Annotated in this window: 19 protein-coding genes; 5 read left to right on the top strand and 14 right to left on the bottom strand. The window is 67.2% G+C overall.

The window, feature by feature from the left end:
* Positions 1 to 22: 22 nt before the first annotated feature.
* On the top strand, positions 23 to 1,354 hold the full coding sequence (locus ACFVWT_RS14605) for an aminotransferase class V-fold PLP-dependent enzyme (RefSeq protein WP_390248936.1): 1,332 nt from the start codon (positions 23 to 25) through the stop codon (positions 1,352 to 1,354).
* Positions 1,351 to 1,836 (top strand): Fe-S cluster assembly sulfur transfer protein SufU, encoded by a 486-nt coding sequence (sufU, locus tag ACFVWT_RS14600; protein ID WP_390248934.1) that lies wholly within the window; start codon positions 1,351 to 1,353, stop codon positions 1,834 to 1,836. The genes ACFVWT_RS14605 and sufU overlap by 4 nt, the downstream gene beginning before the upstream one ends.
* Here the strand turns inward: sufU and ACFVWT_RS14595 are convergent.
* Positions 1,833 to 2,057: a helix-turn-helix domain-containing protein gene (locus ACFVWT_RS14595; RefSeq protein WP_011691098.1), complete on the bottom strand. Its 225-nt coding sequence runs from the start codon at positions 2,055 to 2,057 to the stop codon at positions 1,833 to 1,835. The genes sufU and ACFVWT_RS14595 overlap by 4 nt on opposite strands.
* A 197-nt stretch (positions 2,058 to 2,254) precedes the next feature.
* Between ACFVWT_RS14595 and ACFVWT_RS14590 the strand changes: the two genes are divergently transcribed.
* The gene (locus ACFVWT_RS14590; RefSeq protein WP_390248932.1) at positions 2,255 to 2,392 is read left to right on the top strand and encodes a hypothetical protein; all 138 of its coding nucleotides are present in this window, start codon (positions 2,255 to 2,257) and stop codon (positions 2,390 to 2,392) included.
* Positions 2,393 to 2,721: 329 nt separating this feature from the next.
* Here ACFVWT_RS14590 and ACFVWT_RS14585 read toward each other — a convergent pair whose 3' ends face one another.
* From ACFVWT_RS14585 to ACFVWT_RS14575, 3 genes are read right to left on the bottom strand one after another with little or no spacing between them, the layout of a single operon-like run.
* A complete protein-coding gene (locus tag ACFVWT_RS14585) occupies positions 2,722 to 2,943 on the bottom strand; it encodes an SCO4848 family membrane protein (protein WP_390248930.1) in 222 nt (73 codons plus the stop codon).
* Between the two features lie 4 nt (positions 2,944 to 2,947).
* Positions 2,948 to 3,445 carry a DUF2505 domain-containing protein gene (locus ACFVWT_RS14580; protein WP_390248928.1) on the bottom strand — a complete coding sequence of 166 codons (498 nt, stop codon included), beginning with the start codon at positions 3,443 to 3,445 and terminating at the stop codon, positions 2,948 to 2,950.
* Positions 3,446 to 3,499: 54 nt separating this feature from the next.
* Positions 3,500 to 4,996 (bottom strand): SDR family oxidoreductase, encoded by a 1,497-nt coding sequence (locus ACFVWT_RS14575; protein WP_390248926.1) that lies wholly within the window; start codon positions 4,994 to 4,996, stop codon positions 3,500 to 3,502.
* 202 nt (positions 4,997 to 5,198) lie between these two features.
* On the opposite strand from ACFVWT_RS14575, the gene mfd reads away from it, so the two are divergent.
* Together mfd and ACFVWT_RS14565 are read left to right on the top strand one after the other, a co-directional pair.
* Positions 5,199 to 8,870 carry a transcription-repair coupling factor gene (gene mfd / locus ACFVWT_RS14570; protein ID WP_390248924.1) on the top strand — a complete coding sequence of 1,224 codons (3,672 nt, stop codon included), beginning with the start codon at positions 5,199 to 5,201 and terminating at the stop codon, positions 8,868 to 8,870.
* A gap of 4 nt (positions 8,871 to 8,874) precedes the next feature.
* Entirely contained in the window at positions 8,875 to 9,699 is an 825-nt protein-coding gene (locus ACFVWT_RS14565; RefSeq protein ID WP_390248922.1) for a metal-dependent hydrolase, read from the top strand.
* Positions 9,700 to 9,816: 117 nt separating this feature from the next.
* Here the strand turns inward: ACFVWT_RS14565 and ACFVWT_RS14560 are convergent, their stop codons facing one another.
* The 10 genes from ACFVWT_RS14560 to ACFVWT_RS14515 form a co-directional block, all read right to left on the bottom strand.
* Positions 9,817 to 10,047 (bottom strand): hypothetical protein, encoded by a 231-nt coding sequence (locus ACFVWT_RS14560; RefSeq protein WP_209746460.1) that lies wholly within the window; start codon positions 10,045 to 10,047, stop codon positions 9,817 to 9,819.
* 72 nt (positions 10,048 to 10,119) lie between these two features.
* Positions 10,120 to 10,863: a deoxyribose-phosphate aldolase gene (deoC, locus tag ACFVWT_RS14555; RefSeq protein ID WP_390248920.1), complete on the bottom strand. Its 744-nt coding sequence runs from the start codon at positions 10,861 to 10,863 to the stop codon at positions 10,120 to 10,122.
* A 92-nt stretch (positions 10,864 to 10,955) separates the two neighbouring features.
* Positions 10,956 to 11,834: an FAD-dependent oxidoreductase gene (locus ACFVWT_RS14550; RefSeq protein WP_390248918.1), complete on the bottom strand. Its 879-nt coding sequence runs from the start codon at positions 11,832 to 11,834 to the stop codon at positions 10,956 to 10,958.
* A 234-nt stretch (positions 11,835 to 12,068) separates the two neighbouring features.
* A complete protein-coding gene (locus tag ACFVWT_RS14545; RefSeq protein WP_390248916.1) occupies positions 12,069 to 13,421 on the bottom strand; it encodes a patatin-like phospholipase family protein in 1,353 nt (450 codons plus the stop codon).
* Complete coding sequence (locus ACFVWT_RS14540) at positions 13,418 to 13,909, bottom strand: hypothetical protein (RefSeq protein WP_390248914.1); 492 nt, start codon at positions 13,907 to 13,909, stop codon at positions 13,418 to 13,420. The genes ACFVWT_RS14545 and ACFVWT_RS14540 overlap by 4 nt, the downstream gene beginning before the upstream one ends.
* Entirely contained in the window at positions 13,906 to 14,388 is a 483-nt protein-coding gene (locus tag ACFVWT_RS14535) for a hypothetical protein (protein ID WP_011691112.1), read from the bottom strand. Before ACFVWT_RS14535 ends, ACFVWT_RS14540 begins: the two co-directional genes overlap by 4 nt.
* Complete coding sequence (locus tag ACFVWT_RS14530; protein WP_390248912.1) at positions 14,385 to 15,341, bottom strand: acetoacetate decarboxylase family protein; 957 nt, start codon at positions 15,339 to 15,341, stop codon at positions 14,385 to 14,387. Before ACFVWT_RS14530 ends, ACFVWT_RS14535 begins: the two co-directional genes overlap by 4 nt.
* Entirely contained in the window at positions 15,338 to 16,402 is a 1,065-nt protein-coding gene (locus tag ACFVWT_RS14525; protein ID WP_390248910.1) for an alpha/beta fold hydrolase, read from the bottom strand. Before ACFVWT_RS14525 ends, ACFVWT_RS14530 begins: the two co-directional genes overlap by 4 nt.
* Positions 16,399 to 18,450 carry a hypothetical protein gene (locus ACFVWT_RS14520; RefSeq protein WP_390248908.1) on the bottom strand — a complete coding sequence of 684 codons (2,052 nt, stop codon included), beginning with the start codon at positions 18,448 to 18,450 and terminating at the stop codon, positions 16,399 to 16,401. The genes ACFVWT_RS14525 and ACFVWT_RS14520 overlap by 4 nt, the downstream gene beginning before the upstream one ends.
* Before the next feature lie 13 nt (positions 18,451 to 18,463).
* On the bottom strand, positions 18,464 to 21,190 hold the full coding sequence (locus ACFVWT_RS14515; RefSeq protein WP_390248906.1) for a GMC oxidoreductase: 2,727 nt from the start codon (positions 21,188 to 21,190) through the stop codon (positions 18,464 to 18,466).
* Positions 21,191 to 21,211 lie beyond the last annotated feature (21 nt).

Below are 21,211 nucleotides of genomic sequence, written 5' to 3'. Positions count from 1 at the left end.
TTGCCTATCAAGGAGCTCCAGTTTGGTCATGGTATCCACTCCCGCTACCGCAGACACCCAGGTCGGGCTAAGTGATGTCGAAGTCCTGCGTATCCGCAACGATTTCCCCGTCCTGGACCAGGAAGTCAACGGCAAGCCCCTTGTTTACCTGGATTCCGGCGCCACGTCCCAGAACCCCAGAAGCGTGCTCGAGGCCGAGCAGGAGTTCTATGAACTGAGGAATGCCGCGGTGCACCGCGGTGCCCACCACCTTGCCGTCCAGGCCACTGACGCCTTCGAAGACGCCCGTGCCACCGTGGCCGGATTTATCGGCGTGGCGGAGGACGAGCTGGTGTGGACTGCGAACGCCACCGCCGGGCTCAATCTCCTCGCGTACGCCTTTTCGAACGCCAGTGTCGGGACCGTCCGGGGTGAGGCCGGCCGTTTCGCCCTCGGTCCGGGGGACGAGGTCCTGGTCACCGAGATGGAACATCACGCGAACCTGATTCCCTGGCAGGAACTATGCCGGCGCACCGGTGCCACCTTGAAGTTCATCCCCATCGACGACGACGGCGCGTTGCGGCTCGAGGAGGCGGCGCGGCTTATCACCGGGCGCACCAAGGTCCTGGCGTTCACCCATGCGTCTAATGTGCTCGGAACGATCAATCCGGTCGCCGAGCTCGTGCGGCTGGCCCGGGCGGCAGGCTCCCTCGTTGTGCTGGACGCCTGCCAGTCGGCGCCGCACCTCCCGTTGGACTTCAAGGCACTTGACGTGGACTTCGCTGTTTTCTCCGGCCATAAGATGCTGGCGCCCACGGGGATTGGCGGCGTGTACGGGCGGCGGGAACTGTTGAACGCCATGCCTCCGTTCCTGACCGGTGGTTCCATGATCACCACCGTGACGATGGAAAAGGCCGAGTACCTTCCGGCGCCCCAGCGGTTCGAGGCCGGTACCCAGCCCATCTCCCAGGCTGTGGCGCTCGCAGCAGCCGCCAACTACCTGCGCGAAACCGGAATGGAACGGATTGCCGGCTGGGAAGCCTCCCTCGGCCAGCGGCTGGTCAGGGGGCTGAGCGCCATTGACGGGGTTCGTGTCGTGGGGCCGGCCGCCGGCGTGGAACGGCTCGGCCTGGCGGCCTTCGACGTTGCAGGCGTGCATGCGCACGACGTCGGGCAGTACCTCGACAGCATGGGCATCGCCGTCCGGGTGGGTCACCACTGCGCCCAGCCGCTCCACCGCCGGCTGGGCCTCACTGCCACCACGCGGGCGAGCACCTACCTGTACAACACCACGGAAGAAGTGGACCTCCTGCTCGAGGCTGTGGCCCAGGTCAGGCCTTACTTCGGCGTAGAAGGCACGGGGGTATCCAAATGAGCGCCCTGGATGCGATGTACCAGCAGTTGATCCTGGAGCATGCAAAAGCCCGGAGCGGGGCCGACCTGACGGCTGAGGAAGCCACTGGGGCGCCTGACCAACCAGGAGTCGGGCAGTGCCATCAGCTCAATCCGGTCTGTGGCGACGAAATTACGCTGCGCCTGGAACTTGAGGCCGAGGGGAACCCGCCATCCGTGAAGGGAATCCATTGGCTTGGTGACGGCTGCGCCATTTCAATGGCCTCGGCCTCGATATTGAGTGAATTGTCCGAGGGGGCATCTCCGGACGAGCTCAGCGAAATGATCGGCCACTTCCGGGAGCTCATGCGTTCGCGGGGCAGGCTGGAGCCGGATGAGGAAATTCTGGGTGATGCGGCGGCCCTGGCGGGGGTGGCAAAGTACCCGGCCAGGGTCAAGTGCGCCATGCTGGCGTGGGTGGCTGCCGAGGACGCGCTGCGGCAGGCCGTAGCCACCAGCCGCTAAGTCTTGCCGGCCTCCGGGTGCTCATCGTCCGCGAGGGTGGAATGGTGCTGGACGTAGTCTTCGATGGCGTGCTCGGGGACCCTGTAGGAACGGCCAAAACGTACGGCAGGCAGGTCGTGCGCCTTGACGAGACGGTAGACGGTCATCCGGGACAGGCGCATGACTTCTGCGACTTCCGAAACTGTCAGGAAACGGGTATTTGAAAAACCTTCAGCGGCCACTGTTCTCAGCTCTCCTGGGACGTAGTTCGATCCTGAGGACGTACTTCAATCCTGAGACAAACGTCGCTGAGCCGATCGCCGATCTTATGGCCACTTTATGGCATGGTGAGCTTGATGTGAAGAGCGCGCCGCAATGGGGATAAAGACAAGTAGTGACTACTCTAGTGGCGTGCAGGCGGGACCCGTAGCGTCTTTATATGGTTGATATCCAGGACGAGGCTGAATGGCGGCAGACGCAGCACAGGATTCACAGGGCGGAAATTGTTTGTGTTCTGGCCCTCGTGGTGCTCACTGTGCTCACGATCGTGGCCGGGTACTCCGATTTTGTCCGGTAACGCCGCGCGATGCGGATATCGGCCGGCACGAAAAATAGAACTCCGGCAGGTGGGGACCCGCCGGAGTTCAGGTTATGGTGCGGAAAATTACAGAATTAGTGGGGAAATACAATTATTACCCACGCAATAAGCCCCAATAGGGTGAGTGCGAAATACAACGACCAATTTCTGCGGTCGATTTTACGGTGGCTTCCGTGCCAAATCCGTTCCATATCGTTCGCGTCCATAGCAGAAATCTAGGGCTTATCACGTTGAGATAACAGCGTGTCCTCCACCTCACTTATGGTCCCTCCCACTCCATTTGCCGTTGCGGCTACTCGAGTGGTCGGCTAACCGATCATGCCGGCGATGCCGATTGCCGCGGTGGCCGCGCCAAGCACCAGTGAGATGGACACCAGGACGACGTGGACCGTGAGGAACCGCGTCGCTTTGCCGGCGGAGTCACGGGCGCGCGGATCCTTCATCACCCGCTTGAGGAACTGTGGCCAGACCACCAGGGACCAGACACCGGCAATGACCAGGACCCAGGCCAGGGCAACGGGAAGCTGCACGGCGTCAGTGGCTTTCCAGCCAGGCCTGCGCCTGCTGGGACTGGATGTTCAGGGCCTTGCCCACCATGGGCTCAGCCGCATCGGCGATCTTGCCGCCCAGGAACGGTACCGAGGACGTCACATTGCCCTCCAGCTCCACGCGGGTGCTGCCGCCGTCGGCCACCAGCCGCTGCACGGCGCTGACGTCCAGCGGGGCACCTGCGATCTTCAGGCTGATGCTGCTCTGCCGCGAGCCGTCGGCGGCAGGGGCTTCCCACGTCTCAAGCTGGGTGACGGTGAGGCGCTCGCCCACGAATTTGCGGGCAATTTCCGGCAACCGGGTGGTGGGCAGGGTACGCACCGAGGTGGTGCTGAAAGCGCCGGCAACATCGCCGTCGACCTTGAACGATTCAAGGGTTCCGCCCACCAGCTCACTGGTGTGGCGCTGGAAGTCTTCATTGGCGAATACGGCCGTTACGCGGTCAACGCTGTGCGGCAGGGTGGTGGAAGCACTCAGTGCCATTGTTCCTCCATTGGGGTTGGGGGGTATGGGGCATCGGTTTTTGCCTCCCACATCCTATGTGGTGGACCCGGCGGACTCCGATTCGGCTTCTGCCAGCTTTTGCGCAGCAGCAGTGATGTTGTGTGACATGGCGGGGAATATGACGCTGTGAAAGGGCAGTACGGCGAGCCAGTACAGCTTGCCGCTGAGGCCCTTCGGGAAGAAGATTGCGCGCTGGCGGTAGCGGCTGCCCGTCCCTTCCGGTTCCACGGACAGCTCCAGCCAGGCCCGGCCGGGAGCGCGCATTTCCGCCCGGAGCCGCAGCAGCCGGCCACGGTCTATCCGCTCTGCCCGCCACCAGTCCACCACCTCCCCTTCGGCAAGCAGGTGGGGATGCCGCCGGCCGCGGAGCAGGCCGGCGCCCCCGGTCAGCTTGTCCAGCCAGCCGCGGACCTGCCATGCCAGCGGCAGGGAGTACCAGCCGTTGCGGCCCCCGATCCCCTCGATGATGGTCCAGACATACTTGGGGTCCACCGGACTGGAATAGCTTCGCTCGTCGACGTACACCCGGTGGCCGGCCCAGTCCGGATCGCTCGGCAAGGGATCCGCGTCCGCGCCGGCGCTGGCCCAGGTTGTTTCGACCTGGGCGTCGCGTTCCTTGCCCAGGGCGAGGGACACGGCGCGGCGGTAGGGTGTCAGGCCGCCCTCGGGCAGCGGTATGTAGTCGTCGATGTCGTGCTCGCGCGCCACTGCGTCGTGTTGCAGCGATTCGACAAGCGGCAGCGACATGGACAGGGGGATGGGAGTGGTCAGGGCCACCCACATGCCGGCGAGTTTCGGTGCAGGGATGGGCAGGGCAAGCACCACGCGGTAGGGCAGGCCGGCCTCGGCGGCGTACTCCTTCATCATTCCGGCGTAAGTGAGGACCTGTCGGCACCCGATGTCGAAGGTGCGGTTAATGTGGCCTTCCAGGGACGCCGCGGCTACGAGGTAGTACAGCACGTCCCTGACGGCGATCGCTTCGATCCGGTTCCGCACCCAGCTCGGCGCGGGCATCAGGGGGAGGGTCTCTGAGAGGTGCCGGATCATCTCGAAGGATGCCGAACCGGATCCGATCACCACTCCCGCCTGGAACACGACTGCGTCCACCGGACTCGCAAGGAAGACCTTGCCCACGGCTTCGCGCGAGCGCATGTGTGTTGAGAGTTCCGCCCCTTCCGGATGGAGGCCGCCAAGGTAGACGATCCTCTCCACCCCGGCGTCTTCCGCGGCCATCGCGGCGGTCTCCGCCATGGCCTTCTCTTTGGCTTCGAAGCCGGCGCCGGTGGCCATTGAGTGGACCAGGTAATAAAGCACGTCGACGCCGTCCAGCGCCTTCCGGAGCATGTCGCCGTCGTCGAGGCTGCCTTGGATGACCTCCACCTTTTCCAGCCACGGAACGCCGGCGATCTTGGCCGGAGTCCGGACTACGACTTTCACGGTGTGCCCGGCTTCAAGGAGCCGGGGGACCAGCCGCCCGCCGATATATCCGGTGGCACCGGTGACAAGCACGGTTTTCGGGATGCCGTTCATTTGGATCTCCTTGGAACGAAAGCGGAGTGCGTCGGTGCAAAGCCAGCTTAGCAATCCAGGATTTTAGCTAAGTCCCAAAAGCGGGGACGGGAAATGGGGTACAGCTCCGCGGTCGCGGTAGGCTGGGAAGACCCCGGGATTCTCGCGAATTTCGGGTTTTCGTGTTGCCTGCTTTCCCGTGATCATTTCAGGAGCTTCTGCCATGAGCCTCACCGGCCCGTCACTCACAGGCCTTCGCCGCGCGCTCGCCGGAGACACAACGTTTGCCCGTGTGCAGGCTGAAGCGTCCCGGAGTTTTGGAACCCGCAGCGAGGATTACCAGATCAGCGCGCCGGCCGGACTGCGCGCGGCGCTGCTGGCGGAGATGTCTGACGGCCTCGCGGCGCTCCACGCCGGCGGCGGCGCGTCGCCGGAGCCCACCAACGACGACGCCGGCGGGGCACCCCTGGTGCTGGCAGTCACCGCCACCGGCCGCGAAGCCGAGGACCTCACCGCGGCGCTGCGGGCGTTCCTGCCGGCCGGCTCCGTGGCCGAATTCCCCAGCTGGGAGACGCTCCCGCACGAACGCTTGTCTCCGCGTTCGGACACCGTTGGGCGCCGCCTGTCGGTGCTGCGCCGGCTGGCCCACCCGGGGACGGCCTCCGGCGGACCGCTCCGCGTGGTGGTGGCACCTGTGCGCGCAGTGGTTCAGCCGATTGTGGCGGGCCTGGGCGATCTCAAGCCCGTCACGCTGAAGGTGGGCCAGGACGCTCCCTTCAGCGACGTGGTGCGCAGCCTCTCCGACGCCGCCTACGCCCGTGTGGACATGGTGACGCACCGCGGCGAGTTCGCCGTCCGCGGCGGCATCCTGGACGTCTTCCCGCCCACCGAGGACCACCCGATCCGGGTGGAATTCTTCGGCGACGAGGTGGACCAGATGCGCTGGTTCGCCGTGGCGGACCAGCGGTCCCTCTCATCTCCCGGCCTGCACCATCCCACCGAACTCCATGCCCCGCCGTGCCGCGAGATCCTGATAACCCCCTCCGTGATGTCCAGGGCCGCCACGCTCAAAACCCAGCTGCCCGCCGCTGCCGACATGCTCGAAAAGATCGCCGGCGGCATCGCGGTGGAAGGCATGGAATCCCTGGCGCCCGTCCTGGTGGACGCCATGGTTCCCTTTGTGCAGCAACTGCCCGGCGGGTCCATCTCCGTAGTGATCGAGCCGGAAAAAGTCCGCACGCGCGCCCACGACCTCGCCGCCACGAACGAGGAATTCCTCGAGGCGGCCTGGTCCACGGCGTCCGACGGCGGCACGGCACCGCTTGATTTGAGTTCCGCGGCGTCCGAAGCGCTGCATTCGGCCAGCTTCCGCTCCTTGACGGAGACTCGCACTTCGGCCCTGGGACAGGAAGTCTCGTGGTGGTCCATCACCTCGCTGGCCACCGACGAAGAGCTGACCCCGGACATCAACGTGCTCAACCTGCATGCCCGGGAACCCCGCGGCTACCAGGGCGACGTGGCGGAAATGATGGAGTTCATCGGTTCCCACGTCCGGGACCAGTGGCGCATTGTGGTGGCCACGGAGGGCCCCGGCCCCGCCCAGCGCCTGGCCGAACTGTTCCATGACGCGGACATCCCCTGTGCCCGCGTTGACTCCTTGGACAACGAGCCCCAGCCCGGCATCATCGAGGTGACCACTGCCGCCGTCGGACGCGGTTTTGTCCTGGACGGGCTGAAACTGGGCCTGCTGACGGAAGCGGACCTGCTGGGCCGCACGTCCGCCGGCTCCACGAAGGACATGCGGCGCATGCCCTCCAAACGGCGGAACGCCGTGGACCCGCTGCAGCTCGTGGCGGGAGACCACGTGGTGCACGAGCAGCACGGCATCGGCCGCTTCGTTGAGCTGATCCAGCGCAAGGTTGCCGGAGGCGGCGAGGGTGTCCGCGAGTACCTTGTCCTGGAATACGCGCCCTCCAAGCGGGGTGCTCCGGGGGACAGGCTCTTTGTGCCCACGGACCAGCTGGACCAGGTGACCCGCTACGTGGGCGGGGACACCCCGGCGCTCAGCAAGATGGGCGGATCGGACTGGGCCAGCACCAAGTCCAAGGCGCGCAAGGCCGTCAAGGAGATTGCCGGCGAACTCATCCGGCTGTATTCCGCCCGGATGGCGTCCAAGGGCTTCGCCTTCGGCCCGGACACCCCGTGGCAGCGCGAGCTGGAAGAAGCTTTCCCGTACGTGGAGACCCCGGACCAGCTGACCACCATCAACGAGGTCAAGGCGGACATGGAACGGGAGATCCCCATGGACCGGCTGGTGTCCGGCGACGTGGGCTACGGCAAGACCGAAATCGCCGTCCGGGCAGCGTTTAAGGCAGTCCAGTACGGCAAGCAGGTGGCGGTGCTGGTGCCCACCACGCTGCTGGCCCAGCAGCACTATGAAACCTTCACGGAGCGTTTCTCCGGCTTCCCGCTGCGGGTGAAGCCGCTGTCACGCTTCCAGGCCTCGAAGGAGGCCAAGGAGACCGCGGAGGGCGTCAAAAACGGTTCCGTTGACGTGGTGATCGGCACCCACCGGCTCCTGTCCAAGGACTTCGCGTTCAAGGACCTGGGCCTGGTGATCGTGGACGAGGAACAGCGCTTCGGCGTCGAACACAAGGAAGCGCTCAAGAAAATGCGCACCAACGTGGACGTCCTGGCCATGAGCGCCACCCCGATTCCGCGCACCCTGGAGATGTCGCTGACCGGCATCCGCGAAACGTCCACCCTGGCCACCCCGCCGGAAGAGCGTCACCCGGTGCTGACCTATGTGGGCCCGTACACCGACAGGCAGACCTCCGCAGCCATCCGCCGCGAACTGATGCGCGAGGGGCAGGTGTTCTTCGTGCACAACCGCGTGTCCACGATCGAACGGACCGCGGCGAAAATCCGCGAACTGGTCCCCGAGGCCCGGGTGGAGGTGGCCCACGGCCAGATGTCCGAGAGCCGCCTCGAGCAGATCATCGTGGACTTCTGGGAGAAGCGCTTTGACGTGCTGGTTTGCACCACCATCATCGAGACGGGCCTGGACATTTCCAACGCCAACACATTGATCGTGGACGGCGCGGACAAGTACGGCCTCTCCCAGCTCCACCAGCTTCGCGGACGCGTGGGCCGCGGCCGGGAACGCGCCTACGCGTACTTCCTGTACCCGTCCGAGAAACCTCTGGGCGAGGTGGCGCTGGAACGGCTTAAGGCGGTGGCAACCCACAACGAGCTGGGAGCCGGCATGCAGCTGGCCATGAAGGACCTTGAGATCCGCGGTGCGGGCAACCTGCTGGGCGGCGAACAGTCCGGCCACATCCAGGGCGTTGGCTTCGACCTCTACATCCGCCTGGTGGGTGAGGCCGTGGCCGACTTCCGCGGCGAGGCCGAGGAGAAGGCCGCCGAAATGAAGATCGAGCTGCCCGTCAACGCCCACCTGCCGCACGACTATGTGCCGGGCGAACGGCTGCGCCTCGAGGCCTACCGCAAGCTGGCGTCCGCGCTCACGAACGAGGCCATCGACGAGGTCCTGGCCGAACTCGTGGACCGTTACGGCGAACCGCCGCTGCCGGCGCAGAACCTGATCGCCGTCGCGCGGTTCCGGGTGGGAGCCCGCGAAGCCGGGCTGTCCGACGTCGCCCTGCAGGGAAACTTCATCAAGTTCTCCCCGGCCCAGCTGCCCGAATCAAAGACCATGCGGCTGGCCCGGATGTACCCGGGCTCGCAGTCCAAGCCCGCCCTGGACGCGGTGCTCATCCCGAAGCCCAAGACCGCCCGGATCGGCGGCCGCGACCTGCAGGACGCCGAAATCCTGGAGTGGGCCAACGGCGTCATCCGGAACATCTTCTCCGACGCCCCGCTCACAGTCGGTTAGCCGCATGATGGGAGGACACCACGCCGCGTCGGGAGCCGCGGCGTGGGTAGCCATTGCCTCGACGGGGCCTTACACGCTGGGCTGGTACCCGCTGGACGCCACCGGAATCCTGATCGGCGGCATGGCGACGGCGGGAACGGCGCTGGTATGCGACTGGGACCACCGCCACAGCACCGTAGCCAATTCACTGCCGCCGCTGTCCAACGTGATTGCGGTGGGGATCGAAAATGCCAGCGGCGGGCACCGGCAGGGGACGCACTCGGTGCTCGGGGCCGCCTTCTTCGTGCTGCTGGCCACCATTGCCGGGCAGCTCCAGCTGCACACGGATTGGGGCCTGCTGTCCGTGGGTGCCGGCCTGCTGTGCATGTTCATGATCAATATCGCCGCCAAGGCCCTGAAGCTCTTCCCCAAGTCAGGCTTCATCAGCAACTGGCTCTTCGCACTGACCATGGCCGGACTGGTCACCTGGTTCGCGCCGGACCAATGGACCTGGCTTCCCGTCTCGATGCTCACCGGGGTGGTGGTGCACATCGTCGGGGACATGATCACCACCGGGGGCGTGCCCCTGCTCTGGCCGATCGTGATCAAGCCGCCCCGGTTCCTGCGGAAGCTCCCGGTGCTCAACGACGTGTGGAAAGCTAACGGCGCGTTCTCCATCCCGCTTCTGGGACGGGCCGGCTCCCGGCGCGAGTGGCTGGTGCTGATTCCCGTCAGCGCCTACGCCATGGTGGGGATGTGCGTTGCGGCCTGGGCGCTGGCCAAGGCCCATTTCCCGGCCGCCCTGGCGCTGGGAAGCGCTCTGGTCAGCAGCCTGTTCGGCGCGGGCTAGGCGCCGGCCCGCACCGGCCGCGCATGGCCTGCCCCGGTCGCGTAAGCACGCTCCGGCCGCTTAAACAGCTGAAGCCCCCGGATGATCCGGGGGCTTCAGCGTGTTAAGTTCGACGGATTAGTTCTCGCCGGCCGAATCCGAACGGCCCAGGAGGGTCTGCGGGATCCAGAACGCCGCGGCGAAGAGGACCAGGCAGACGGCCATCGGCCACGGGTTGCCCAGTGTCAGGAAGGACAGCGAGTAGATGGAGCCGAGGAACAGGGCCATCATGACCACGAAAACGGCGATGCTTCCGGCAAGGCTGTTCTCGTTCTGAGGGGTCTTGGGGCTATCAACGGTCTTGGACATTCATTCCTCCTCGGCCCCGCAGGGCTCAAAACGCCCCGAAGGGCTCAAAAACTGTGGCGCTTCCGGACCCGGTCAGTACGCGGACGAACCCTGTTCGCCCTTGACGATCGCAATGCCGGAGCTGGCGCCAATACGTGTTGCACCTGCAGCAATCATAGCCTGAGCGTCGGCCAGCGAACGCACACCGCCGGAGGCCTTGACTCCGACATCCGGGCCTACCGTGCGGCGCATCAGGGCCACGTCCTCCACTGTGGCGCCGCCGCCGTTGAAGCCCGTGGACGTCTTGACGAAGTCCGCTCCTGCTTCCACTGCGGCCTCGCAGGCCAGGACTTTCTGCGAATCGCTGAGCAGCGCGGTCTCGATGATCACTTTCAGGATGGCGTCGCTGCCGTGCACAGCCTCGGCGACGGCCCGGATGTCATCAACCAGCGCGCCTTTGTCATCGGCGCGGGCGGCCGCGATGTTGATCACCATGTCCACCTCGTCGGCGCCGTCCAGCACAGCGCCGCGGGCTTCGAAGGCCTTGACGTCGGTGGGGGTTGCGCCGAGGGGGAACCCGACAACCGAGCAGGTCAGGACTCCCGAACCCTTGAGGGCGTTGGTAACGGTCTTCACCCACACCGGGTTCACGCAGACGGATTTGAAGTGGTATTCGGCAGCCTCGGAACAGACCTTGAGGATCTCCGCTTCACTGGCCTCAGGCTTCAGCAGCGTGTGGTCGATGAAGGAGGCGATTTCTCCGGGTGCGGTGGCCCCGGGTGTCGTGACTCCGCCGGCGGTTTCAGGCATGCCGGCCGCGGTGGCTTCGTTGCTCATGGTGGTCCTTCCTGGTGCGCCTGCCGGGCCTTGTGGGCAACGGGCGCCGTGGTCTTCGTGGCTTCTCAGGTGACCATCTTGCCACAACGGTGCTAGGCGGCAGCGGCCACAGGTTCCTGCAGCGTTGCCTGCATGAGCCGGGCTGCGCAGACTCCGGCTGCGGAGCCCGACGCCACGAGAAGGCCCAGTCGCACGCCGTCGAACGAGGCGGCGTCGCCGATGGCCCAGATCCCGGGAACTGACGTCCGGAAGTCCTGGCCAATCACGATCCCGCCATTGGCTGCCGTCTCAAGGCCAGCGCTCGCCGCCAGGCCGTCGCGTGCCACCCGCTCTTCGGCGAGGACCACCAGGTCGCCGTTCATGCTGCTGCCGTCTTCGAAGACAATCCCGGCGGCGGGGAGCACTGAGCCGGCCAGTGTCGGAACCACCGCGGCCGGCCGGAGCGTGGTGCGGATAGGACGCACGCCGCGGGCCCGCAGCACCGCTTCGGCCTGTCCCGCCTCGGGGCCCGTTCCTACCAGGATTCCCAGCGGCCTGCGACCGAGGACGCGGGTGACTTCCTTGACGGCGTCACCGATCCGGGCGGCGTCGTCGATGGTGGAGTAGCTGAGGCACCGGCCTGCGCCGTCCACGGGAGAAAGGGCCGGGGCGGAGCCGGTGGCAATCACCAGCTGGTCATAGCTGAATTCCATACCGTCCGCGGTGGTCACCATGCGGTTGGCCGCGTCGATGAAGCTGGCCGGCTGGCCGAAACGGACCGAAACCTGCGGAAGGGCGGCCAGCTCGAGTAGCTCGGACGGGGCGTCGTCGCGGTTGCTGAGCACCGTGATGGTGCCCGCGAACCGGGACTTCTCCAGCTGGCCTACCAAGGCGCGGGCAGCGGGTCCGGCGCCGGCGATGACCACGCGCGGTGCCGGGGAGGACCCCCGGAACGTGGCGGAGGAGGAGATGGACGGTGCCGGAGCGGACATGTGAAGGCCCTTTCGCTGGTGAGGCCCTCGTCAGGCCCGGGTTGGTGATGGGATCAGCCTAGGCGCACGGTTTTTCGGGGGTGTTTCCCCGTTGTTGCCGGAATGACAGCGCCTGTTCCACGATGTTTACCAGTCGGCAACAAACGTGTCCTTGGATGTGTTGCGGGTCACAATCAAGGCGCTGCAGCCGGCCCTGCCACGCCTCTTAGGCGGCAGCGTTGCCGGCTGCGGCCTTCAGCCGTATCGGCGGAAGGCCTCCCGGAGGCCTCCGGCCACGACTTTTGCGACGACGCCGGCGCGTTCTCCCGGACCGTGGACGCCTGCCGGTTCCACCGAGGCGATCAGGGCCGCTGCGTCCGCCAGCCCCATGGTGACCGGGGCATCCAGCAGCGATCCCACGGTGAGGCGGGCCTGCCTGGTGTCCTCCCAGGCGTCCGGTCCGGGATCGTCGTGGAATACCCTGGCCAGGGACAGCCGGTGCCAGGCGCCGCGCGCATGCACGGACGCCCGGTAGGTCACCGATTCGCCGCGGACGTCCACCCGTCCGCCCGCCAGGAACACCCTTGGGCCGAAGGGCGCGTGGTCAAGGAACCCGGTGAGCCTTGCTACCGCGCCTGAACCGTCGAGTGGCAGGGCCACCGTGACTGTGAGCCGGACTTCCTGACCGCCGGCGTCGCCACGCAGGCGTTCGGTGAAGCGGATACCGGCCGGGGGTTCCACCATCGCAGTGCAGGAAGCGTCCTTGGACAGGCCTTCGGCTGTCATGTCCTTGAGGTAGCTGCGGGCGTCCCGGTACCCCATGCCGATCAGCGTGTCCGCATCGACGCGGCCCAGGTAGAACTCCGGGTCCAGCGGCAGGGGATTCTCCGGCCTGACCACGTGGAGGATGAAGTCCCGTCCGGCCGCTGCCGCAGCCTCGAAGTCTGCCAGCAGCGCGCCCATGGCGCTCATCTCGATCATGTGCACGTACTGCTCCAGCGGACCGTCGCCCCAGTACCCGGTGTTGCCGATGCACCAGACCAGCCAGACCTCGTCCGCCCCGCGGCGGAGGGCTTCGGCCACGTTGGCGTCACGGATCCAGACTGCGTCCGTCCAGACTTTCCCCTCCCGCCGCAGCGGAGTGAGGAAGATGGGCAAGGACATTCCCGCCGCCATCAGTTCGGCGTCGACATCACGGGCGTCGATGGCGTGACAGCGTTTTTCGGTGAACTCCACCACGTTGAAGGTGCCTTCGACGGCGCCCGGCAGGGCGGCGCGGCGGCGGATCCCGCCGGCGTCGATCCCGAGGGCCGGGAACACCTTGCCAAGCAGGCCGTCGGCGTCGCCGATGGCGGGCAGCGACCACGGTCCTTTGACGTAGTCGCCCAGCGGCAGCGCCGAGCCGAAGTCCTTGACGTTCACAGCGGACCAGTTCCGGCACATGTCCTCGGGCGACACCCCGGACAGCAGCATCCCTGCTGTCAGGATGCCCCCGGACGTCCCGTCCACGTGGTCAAAGTGCAACCCCTCTTCGGCCAGTGCGCGGACCACTCCGGCCTGCCACGCCACGCGCATGCCGCCACCGGCAAGGACCAGCGAGCGCTTCATTGCAGTGCTCCGGGTCCGGTGGCTTGGCCGGCACCGTTCCCCGCCGGGCCCCCACGCAGATAGGCCAGTCGGCGCAGGTAGATCAGGCAGAGGGCCGCCGTCGCAAGGTCAAACAGCGCTACGGCGAGCGCCACCGGAGCGAAGACGCCATTGAGGACGCCGACCGCGACGGCGGCGCAGGCCCCCGCCTTCTGCACGCCGGACCACAGCAGCACCTCGGACGCCGGCTGCGGGCGCAGCAGCGTGTGCAGCAGGAGGCCGCCCACCACCACCATGAACATTCCCACGGTGGCGAACAGCTGACGAGCCGCCGTCGTCGGCTCCGCGCCGAGCAGCTCCAGGACGGCGCCGCCGAACGGGATCTGCACCGCACCGGAAAGGACGGTGACGACGGCGATCCCTGCCAGAAGGGCACGCAGCGGATCGGCCGCGACCCAGGCGCCGACGCCGGAAAGAGCCGACCCGGACGGGCGGACCGCCCCGCTCATGCGAACGCCTCCCATAGCCGTCCCCGGTCCACCAGCAGCCAGACGATGGCCAGCCAGGTGAGGGTGGAAACGTAGAAGCGGATGTCGTTGAGCAGCATCCACCGGCGCAGCAGGGACCGCAGTTCGGCGTCGTCGGCAAAGTCTCCGCCCCGGATCCGGATGTTAACGGGAATGATCATGGCCTGGCCCACCACGGTGAGGGTGATGATCCCGAGGAGGCACAGCACCGCGGGGATGATCCGGACCGTGCCCCATTCGGTCCAGACCAGGATGATGCCGCTGATGAACATCGGCGGCACCACCACAGTGAAGAACTTGGTGGCCTGGCGGGTGGGGATGCCGAAGTGCATGTCCACGTTGCCGCGGTTCAGGGACTCCCAGGTGGGGTAGAGGAAGAACTTCAGGACCCACATGGTGCCCACGTACATCGTGGCGCCGAACAGGAAGTACAGCGCGTTCAGCAGCAGGAGCCAGTTCACCGGGTGTCTCCGGTGCCGGTGCGGGTGGTGGCGCTGCGGTCCGGTGCGGGCAGCCACTCCTGGCCCTGGCCCAGGCCCGCCACGGATTCGAGGGGGTCGCCGCCGGGGATCCGGGCGGCCTCCTCGGCAGTTGGGGCGGTCAGGAACCAGGCCTCGTAGTGGTCATCCAGTACTCCGTGGGCTTCTGGCAGGTAGGCGGTGAACACCGGTTTCTCCGCCGGCTGGAGGCCTTTGAGGGCGGCAACACCGGGCGCGTCGCCCAGCACCAGCCGGGCCTTTGCGTCGCCTCCCAGGGCGACGTCCCCTTTGGCTTCGAAATAGATGTCGGATTTCATGAGCATCCCGCGGAAGGCGCAGTAGTTCGACGCGGCGAGCTTGAGCGGGATGCCCATCGCCGGGGGACGTTCAATTTCGATGAAGCAGCCCAGCTTCCCGTCGTCGTCGTACTGCGCGGAAACCGCGCTGTCCGTGACCACGAAGTCCAGGTTTGCCTGGTGCTTGGGCATGCCCCAGATGCCTTTGCCGCCCTTGACGGAGATTTCCGTGCTGACCGGCAGGTCCACCACGTACTGGCCCAGTCCGAAGGTCTTTTGGAAGACCAGCGGCAGCAGCGGAGGCGCCGGCCGGGAGCCGTGCGTGACCGCGATCGCCAGCGAGTATTCGATGTATTGGCCGATGTCCGTGGACCTGTAGTTCACCACGGTAACCACCAGCAGACCCTTCCCGCCGAGGCTGAACGGCCGGAGTTCCGTGCCCGGCAGGACGGCCGCTGCGGCGCGCTTGTTGATGGGGAAGGCCGCCATCAGCACCGGGGAATCGTCGGAGTTGACCGGCATGGAGTATTTGATGCCGTCCACCGTGGCGTGTTGCCCCCGCAGTCGCTCCTGGCGGTGCGGCACGGGGGAGGGCACCAGCCGCAGCAGGGAAGCGGCAAGACCGATGAGTTTGTTCATCTGTTCAGCTCCTTGAGGATGACGGGATAGGTGTCCGCCCAGGCGCGGGCACCGAAGAAGACGTCCAGGTGCCCGTACCCGGGCAACAGGTGCAGGGAATCCTTGCCGGGGCGGTGGCCCTGGAAGAAGGCGTAGGTCCGTTCCTGGCTTTCGGGCAGGAAACAGCGGTTGTTGCGGCCGGCGAGGAAGGAGAACCTGGCATCGGTCTGCGGCGCGTCGGCTAGGAAGTTCGCGGGCAGTTCCGGGTGGTTCCCTGCGGCTACCATGCGCCGGGCCAGCACGCTGCGGCCCATCTCGGACAGGAACGTAAAGGGCACCTCGGCGAACTCCCCGCTGATCCAGTTGTGGGTGGCCTCGTCCAGGTTCTCGTGGGACCAGAGCGCGGGCCGGCCGCTGCCGTACGTGAAGCTGACCAGCCGGCACACCAGGTTGTCGCATTCGTGGTGGGTGGCCTTGACCATGGACCTGAGGATGCGGGAGAAGTACCCGTTGGATTTGTAGCCCCACGCCGGCGAAAGACAGGGCGTGAACGGCTTCAGCAGCCCGGCCAGGTAGGTGATCTTGATGACCGACCACAGCGGGATCACGGGATGCAGGGATACTGCGTTGGACACCACCGTATCCACCCGGGGAAGGAGCCCGGCCACGGCCGCCATGGTGAAGGAAACCGACCCCTGGCAGTGGATGACCGCCTTCAGCGTTTCGGCGCCGGTGGCTCCCAGGACGTAGTCGACGGCGGCAGGGTGGTCGTACACGGCGGCGTCGCCCAGGGTCCATGAGAGGGGTTCCAGATCGATGGAGGCACGCCAGTTCAGGAGCCAGACGTCCCAGCCGTCTTCCAGCAGGGCGTCCACCAGGGTCCGCGGCAGCGGTGGCCGGAAGAGCTCGGCGCGGACCCCGGCCCCGTGGACCAGCAGCACCGGCCCTTTTTCCGGAGCTCCGGCGTCGCGCGGCGCAGCGGAGGTGACGTGCACCAGGGTCAGCGGCGTGCCGTCGCGGGAGGGAAACGGGATGACTTCCGTGACGTGGTCCGCCCGGGTGATGGTACGGGGGCTGTTCATGGCGCGAATCCTTCCCTGCCGACGGTGACCGGCGGTTCGAAAAGCCGAAGCGGCGGCAAGCCGCCGGCCGGCACCGGGCGGAGTCCGCCGTCGTCGTTCTCCTCAAGGGTCCAGTCCCGGCAGACGCGGTCCACTGCCACCGGATAGACCGTCAGGGTGCCGTCTGCGGCGATCCGTATCCGCAGGAAGCCCTTGTGGTCCTCAATGGCCTGGCCGGACATGGCCCACGACGCCACTTCACCGCGCGGTGTGCCCAGGATGAAGAGCGCGAACGCCTCGCTGCCGGCCGCGAACCCTGTGGCGAAGGTGATGGCGAGGACCAGCGCGAGGGTCAGGAACGGCGGCCACCCTGCCGGCCAGGGAAGAAGGAGGACGACGGCGACCCCGGCACCGAGAGCCGTCAGCTGCCAGAGCACACCGCGGGCGGCGGTGAACCCGGCGCCGTGTTGGCGGTGACCGACCAGGAGGCGGGAGGCCTCCAGGAACGCCAGGAGGGCGGCCGGAACTGCCGCGATCGCCAGTGCGAGGAACCCGGTGTTGCCTGCCCTCAGGCTGAGGAGGCTGTCCACGAAGGAGAGGCCGCGGAAAGCACTGAAGACGGTCCAGAGCGTCAGCGCAGCCACCAGGTGTGCGATGCCGAGTGCCGAGCCGAAGCCGGGGTTCCGCAACGGCAGCCAGAAGGGGGACAGCGGATTGGCCAGGCGTCCGCGGAACTGCCGGGACTCTACCGCGCCCGGGAACGTTCCCGGGGCCCGGAAGAAGCGGCGGCCGGGGCCGGGATTGATCCGTGGTTCTGTGGCGGCCGGGGTGCGGGGCTCGGTGCCGGCGACGGCATGTGCGGGCTGGTGCGCAGGAAGTGTGAGCTCCGCGGGCAGCCACCGGGCATCCAAAAGGAACGCGCCGCCCAGTCCGCAGGTGATGAGCTGGGTCCGGCGCGGGTCGTGGGGCGGGTCATCCCCGGTCCGGGTGCCCGCCGCGGAGGCAGCTTCCGGTGCCAGTTCCTCGTAACGCGAATAGTGGTGCAGGTCCCCCGTGAGCCAGAGCCGCACGGACGCCCCGGTGTCCTCGAACAACCCGGCGCGGCGGTTGAAACGGCGCCGCAAGTAGTCCTGCTCGAAGAAGTGCACCTGCCGGAAAGAGTTCGCGTTTTCCGTTTCCCTCACCCAGTAAGGGGCTGCCACGCAGAGGATGATGGCATCGCCCGGCAGCAGCTTGGTGGTGACGGTGTTGTAGAAGTAGTCCAGCTGCGGTTCATCGATGTACTGGCCCAGCTGGCTGTCCAGCCCCACGACCCACCATCCGGGCGAGTCATCCCCGCCCGTCAGCCGGAGGGCAAAGTAGCTGCGCGTCTGGATGGTCCGCCAGCCGCCGATGTTCCGTTGCCGGGTGAACAGCCGGATGAAGGACGTCAGGCCGTCGTACCAGTCATGGTTGCCGGGCAGCGCCAGCAGCACGCCGTCCCGGCCGGGGGAGCGGCCGCCGGGCAGCGCCGTCCGGTACGGACCTACCATGCGGTCCTCGTAGGCGGCGGGGGAGGCCACCGGATACACCTCGTCGCCGCCCAGCACCAGCACCTTGCCGCGGCGCAGATCGTGCCCTTCCACCAGCAGCGACTCTTCGGCCAGCAGCGACGCCACGGTGTAGGTGGCATCAAAGCCGTCGCCAAGGTCGGCCGTGAAATCCAGCCACAGCGCCGTGGCCCCGGACTCGCCGGCCCGGTCCGCGCGGCCGTCTCCCTGGCCGCCGGATTCCTCTGCGGGTCCCTCTTCGGGTCCCTCGGAGCCCGAGGGGAGCGGCGTTCCGGGCAGCCCCAGCCCGCGGACCACCGGCTGCGCGGGCTGGCCCGGGACAGGGAGCCGGTCCAGGTCGAGATCGTAGCGGGGGAAGCCGCCCTCCAGTTCGCGTTTGTCGCCAAAATCGGCGAAGACGGACGCGAGGACAACCCGCACGGCAGTCCTGCCCAGCTGGGCCGGGGCGAGCCAGCGCACTGCGTCCCGCGGGGTGAAGCCAAGTCCGTCGCTGTGCTGTGCCAGCTCAGCCCGCTTCATGCCCCGTCGCCCTTCATGGCCGTCCGGCGGCCTTGCCGGCGTCTTCGCGGCCGTGCATCCGGCGCCCGTACACCTGCCAGAGCTCGCCGAGGAAGACCTTGCCGAATGCGGCCAGGGCGCTCGCAGGGTTCGGGCCCACCGCGCGGAACGTCGTCAGTTGCCGGGCGAAGTCCCACGGCCGGATAAACAGGATGCCTGCCCCCGCCACCGCATTAGCACCCGCCACCGCTTCGGAGTTTTTGTCCACATAATGCGAGTTAGGGGGCGCAGAAGTCCCTGAATCTGGACGAAAATTCTCCGGGGGCGGAACGTGCCCGCGCAGGACGGTGACATACAGCGTGGTGGTGTCACCCCAGACGTCGAAGCCTGCGTCATTGCGGACATCCTTGTGGCCCACGAAGGTCAGCGGCGTGCCGCCCGGATCCCGCAGCCAGAGCCGGTAGAGCATTTTCCGTCCGCCGGCTGCCCCTTCGGCACTCCCGCTTCCGGTACCGCCGTCCCTGACGAAGAGGTTGAACCAGCCCCGTTCCACCGGCAGGCGCCCGCCAAACTGATCGGCCAGGACGTAGCCTTCCGCGGTTGCCGGGTGGAGCGGATCCCGCACGAACTCGTCAATGTCAGGGGCGGTGATGGTCAGTTCGAACATCATCCGGCGGCTGCGGTCACGGCCCAGGCTGCGTCCTTGCTCGGGGTCCGCCACGCCGGCGCTGAACCACCCGTGCATCTGTTCGGTGAAACTGACGGAGGACGGCCCTGTTTCGGCGAGTTCCGCTTCCTCCTCGACCTCGGCTTCCTGCAGTGCCTCACTGCCGGGGGAGGAGACGGCGGCCTCCGGGGATTCGAGGTTTCGCGCGCCCGGCGACAGGCTGGCGGCCCGCGGGACGAACGTGCTTTCTTCGGCGGGGGCGTTGGCACCTTTGGTGGCGTCCGGCACCAGGTTGCGACGCGGCCCCGGCTGGTAGCCGGGAATGCCGCCGTCGGATGTCACGCCGTCGGTATTTCCGGGCGGGAAGCCTGCGGTGCCCAGGCCGCCGCGCTGCCGGTCCGCATCAGTTCCGTCCAGGATCCGGTGGCAGGCCCGTTCTGCAAAGGCGGCAATGGTCAGTGCCGGGTTGGCTCCCACCGGCCCGGGCATCACGGCGCCGTCCACCACGTGCAGCCCGGGGTAGCCAAAGACTTCACCGTAGGAATCGCACACGCCCTCGCTGCTGTTCCGTCCTGCCGGGGCGCCGCCCAGCGGATGCACGGTGATGACCCGCTTGCTCCACCAGAGCGGATTCTGTTTGAAGCTCCCGCCCAGTTCCGTGGCAATCGCCTGCATTGTGGCCTGCATCCGGCCGAAGTACGCCGCCGAAGTGGCCAGGGTCCAGTTGATGGCCAGCCGGCCGCCCTGGAGGGTCATCACGCCGTCCGGTATGTCACGTCCCATGCCGAGCAGGGGCACGGAGGACGCCGACAGCCGGCCGTCTCCCAGGGCCGCGGCAAGATCGGCGGAGATGTTGGAGCGCTGGGCCTGGAAGAGCCGGTCCTTGAGGAGCTGCACCATCACTTTGCCCGCGCGCTTCGCCACCTGGCGGAATTGTCCGGTTTCCAGGAGCCAGTTCATGAAGGAGGGGTACCCGGCGTCTTCGATGTAGTACCCGCGGCCGTCGCCGCCGTCGGTGGAGTCGGGCGTGCGGATGGCAGTGGTGATCACCGGTCCCATGCTGCCCGAGAGCGTGCGCGTGACGCCGTCGGGGTCCCTGGCGTCAAGGACGAAGCCCAGCAGGTCCCCGTTTCCGCTGAACCTGGTGCCCAGTGCAGGGCTGAGCGCGGGCAGCGAGGCGCGGTTGCGCAGCAGCAGGAACGTGGTGCCGAACGTTCCGGCGGCGAGGACGAGCCGGCGGCAGTGGATCAGCTGTTCGCGCAGGAGCCCGGGCGCGGCGTCGGCGGGATCGTGGACTACGTAGCGGACTTCATAGCCGCCTCCCGGAAGGGGGCGGACGCCGCGGACGTCGTGGTGGGTCCGGATGTCTGCGCCGGCAGCCTTGGCCGCGGACAGGTAGTTGTGGTCCAGGGTGTTCTTGGCACCGGTGTTGCACCCGATGTCGCATTCGCCGGACAGGGTGCAGGTGGTGCGCACCGTCCCCTCGCCATGGACGCTTCCGTACGGGGCAGGCGGCAGCACCTGGTTCCTTGCGGGGGCGGCGCCCGGCGACTGGGAGAAGGTGACGGCGATGGGCGGCCGCGTGATGCTGAGTCCGAGTGCGCGCGCGGCGGTTTCCATGGCCAGGGTCTTGGGGGTGTCCTGGTAGGGGTAGGGCACGGGGCGGAGCATGGCTTCGGCGGCATCGTAATAGGGCTCGAGGTCCTGCCTGCTAAAGGGCCAGCTTTCGTAGCCTCCGCCGGGAACGGGGGATTCCTGGACAAACCAGTTCTTGTCCTTGCGCAGCAGCACGTTCGCGTAAATCAAGGATCCGCCGCCCAGGCCGCTGGAGACGATTCCTTCCAGGCCCCGGAAGGTCCAGGCGTCAAAGAGACCGTAGAGGCCTTTGTCCGGATCCCAGAAGTTCCGGCCCATCTCGGCCGGTGTCCTGGCGAAGCTTCCCGGCGGGTAGGCCCTGCCCCGTTCCATCAGGACGACGGACTGGCCGCCGTCCGCTAAACGGTAGGCCGCTACCGATCCGCCGAAGCCGGAGCCCACCACCACGGCGTCCACCGACTCCGCGGGATCATCGTCCCCTTGCACCACCGGTTCCACGCAATTCCCCTTGGAAGAGCT

It is taken from the genome of Arthrobacter sp. NPDC058288, assembly GCF_042880995.1.
Classification (GTDB): Bacteria; Actinomycetota; Actinomycetes; order Actinomycetales; family Micrococcaceae; genus Arthrobacter.
Note: the sequence above shows the minus strand (reverse complement) of the source record. Positions and strands in the feature narration are given on the sequence as shown.

What these genes read in the sequence shown, in the direction of transcription:
- sufU (WP_390248934.1), top strand. Translation starts at nt 1,351, where the DNA reads ATGAGCGCCCTGGATGCGATGTACCAGCAGTTGATCCTGGAGCATGCA.
- ACFVWT_RS14590 (WP_390248932.1), top strand. Translation starts at nt 2,255, where the DNA reads ATGGTTGATATCCAGGACGAGGCTGAATGGCGGCAGACGCAGCACAGG.
- ACFVWT_RS14580 (WP_390248928.1), bottom strand. Translation starts at nt 3,445, where the DNA reads ATGGCACTGAGTGCTTCCACCACCCTGCCGCACAGCGTTGACCGCGTA.
- ACFVWT_RS14575 (WP_390248926.1), bottom strand. Translation starts at nt 4,996, where the DNA reads ATGAACGGCATCCCGAAAACCGTGCTTGTCACCGGTGCCACCGGATAT.
- mfd (WP_390248924.1), top strand. Translation starts at nt 5,199, where the DNA reads ATGAGCCTCACCGGCCCGTCACTCACAGGCCTTCGCCGCGCGCTCGCC.
- ACFVWT_RS14565 (WP_390248922.1), top strand. Translation starts at nt 8,875, where the DNA reads ATGATGGGAGGACACCACGCCGCGTCGGGAGCCGCGGCGTGGGTAGCC.
- ACFVWT_RS14560 (WP_209746460.1), bottom strand. Translation starts at nt 10,047, where the DNA reads ATGTCCAAGACCGTTGATAGCCCCAAGACCCCTCAGAACGAGAACAGC.
- deoC (WP_390248920.1), bottom strand. Translation starts at nt 10,863, where the DNA reads ATGAGCAACGAAGCCACCGCGGCCGGCATGCCTGAAACCGCCGGCGGA.
- ACFVWT_RS14550 (WP_390248918.1), bottom strand. Translation starts at nt 11,834, where the DNA reads ATGTCCGCTCCGGCACCGTCCATCTCCTCCTCCGCCACGTTCCGGGGG.
- ACFVWT_RS14545 (WP_390248916.1), bottom strand. Translation starts at nt 13,421, where the DNA reads ATGAAGCGCTCGCTGGTCCTTGCCGGTGGCGGCATGCGCGTGGCGTGG.
- ACFVWT_RS14540 (WP_390248914.1), bottom strand. Translation starts at nt 13,909, where the DNA reads ATGAGCGGGGCGGTCCGCCCGTCCGGGTCGGCTCTTTCCGGCGTCGGC.
- ACFVWT_RS14530 (WP_390248912.1), bottom strand. Translation starts at nt 15,341, where the DNA reads ATGAACAAACTCATCGGTCTTGCCGCTTCCCTGCTGCGGCTGGTGCCC.
- ACFVWT_RS14525 (WP_390248910.1), bottom strand. Translation starts at nt 16,402, where the DNA reads ATGAACAGCCCCCGTACCATCACCCGGGCGGACCACGTCACGGAAGTC.
- ACFVWT_RS14520 (WP_390248908.1), bottom strand. Translation starts at nt 18,450, where the DNA reads ATGAAGCGGGCTGAGCTGGCACAGCACAGCGACGGACTTGGCTTCACC.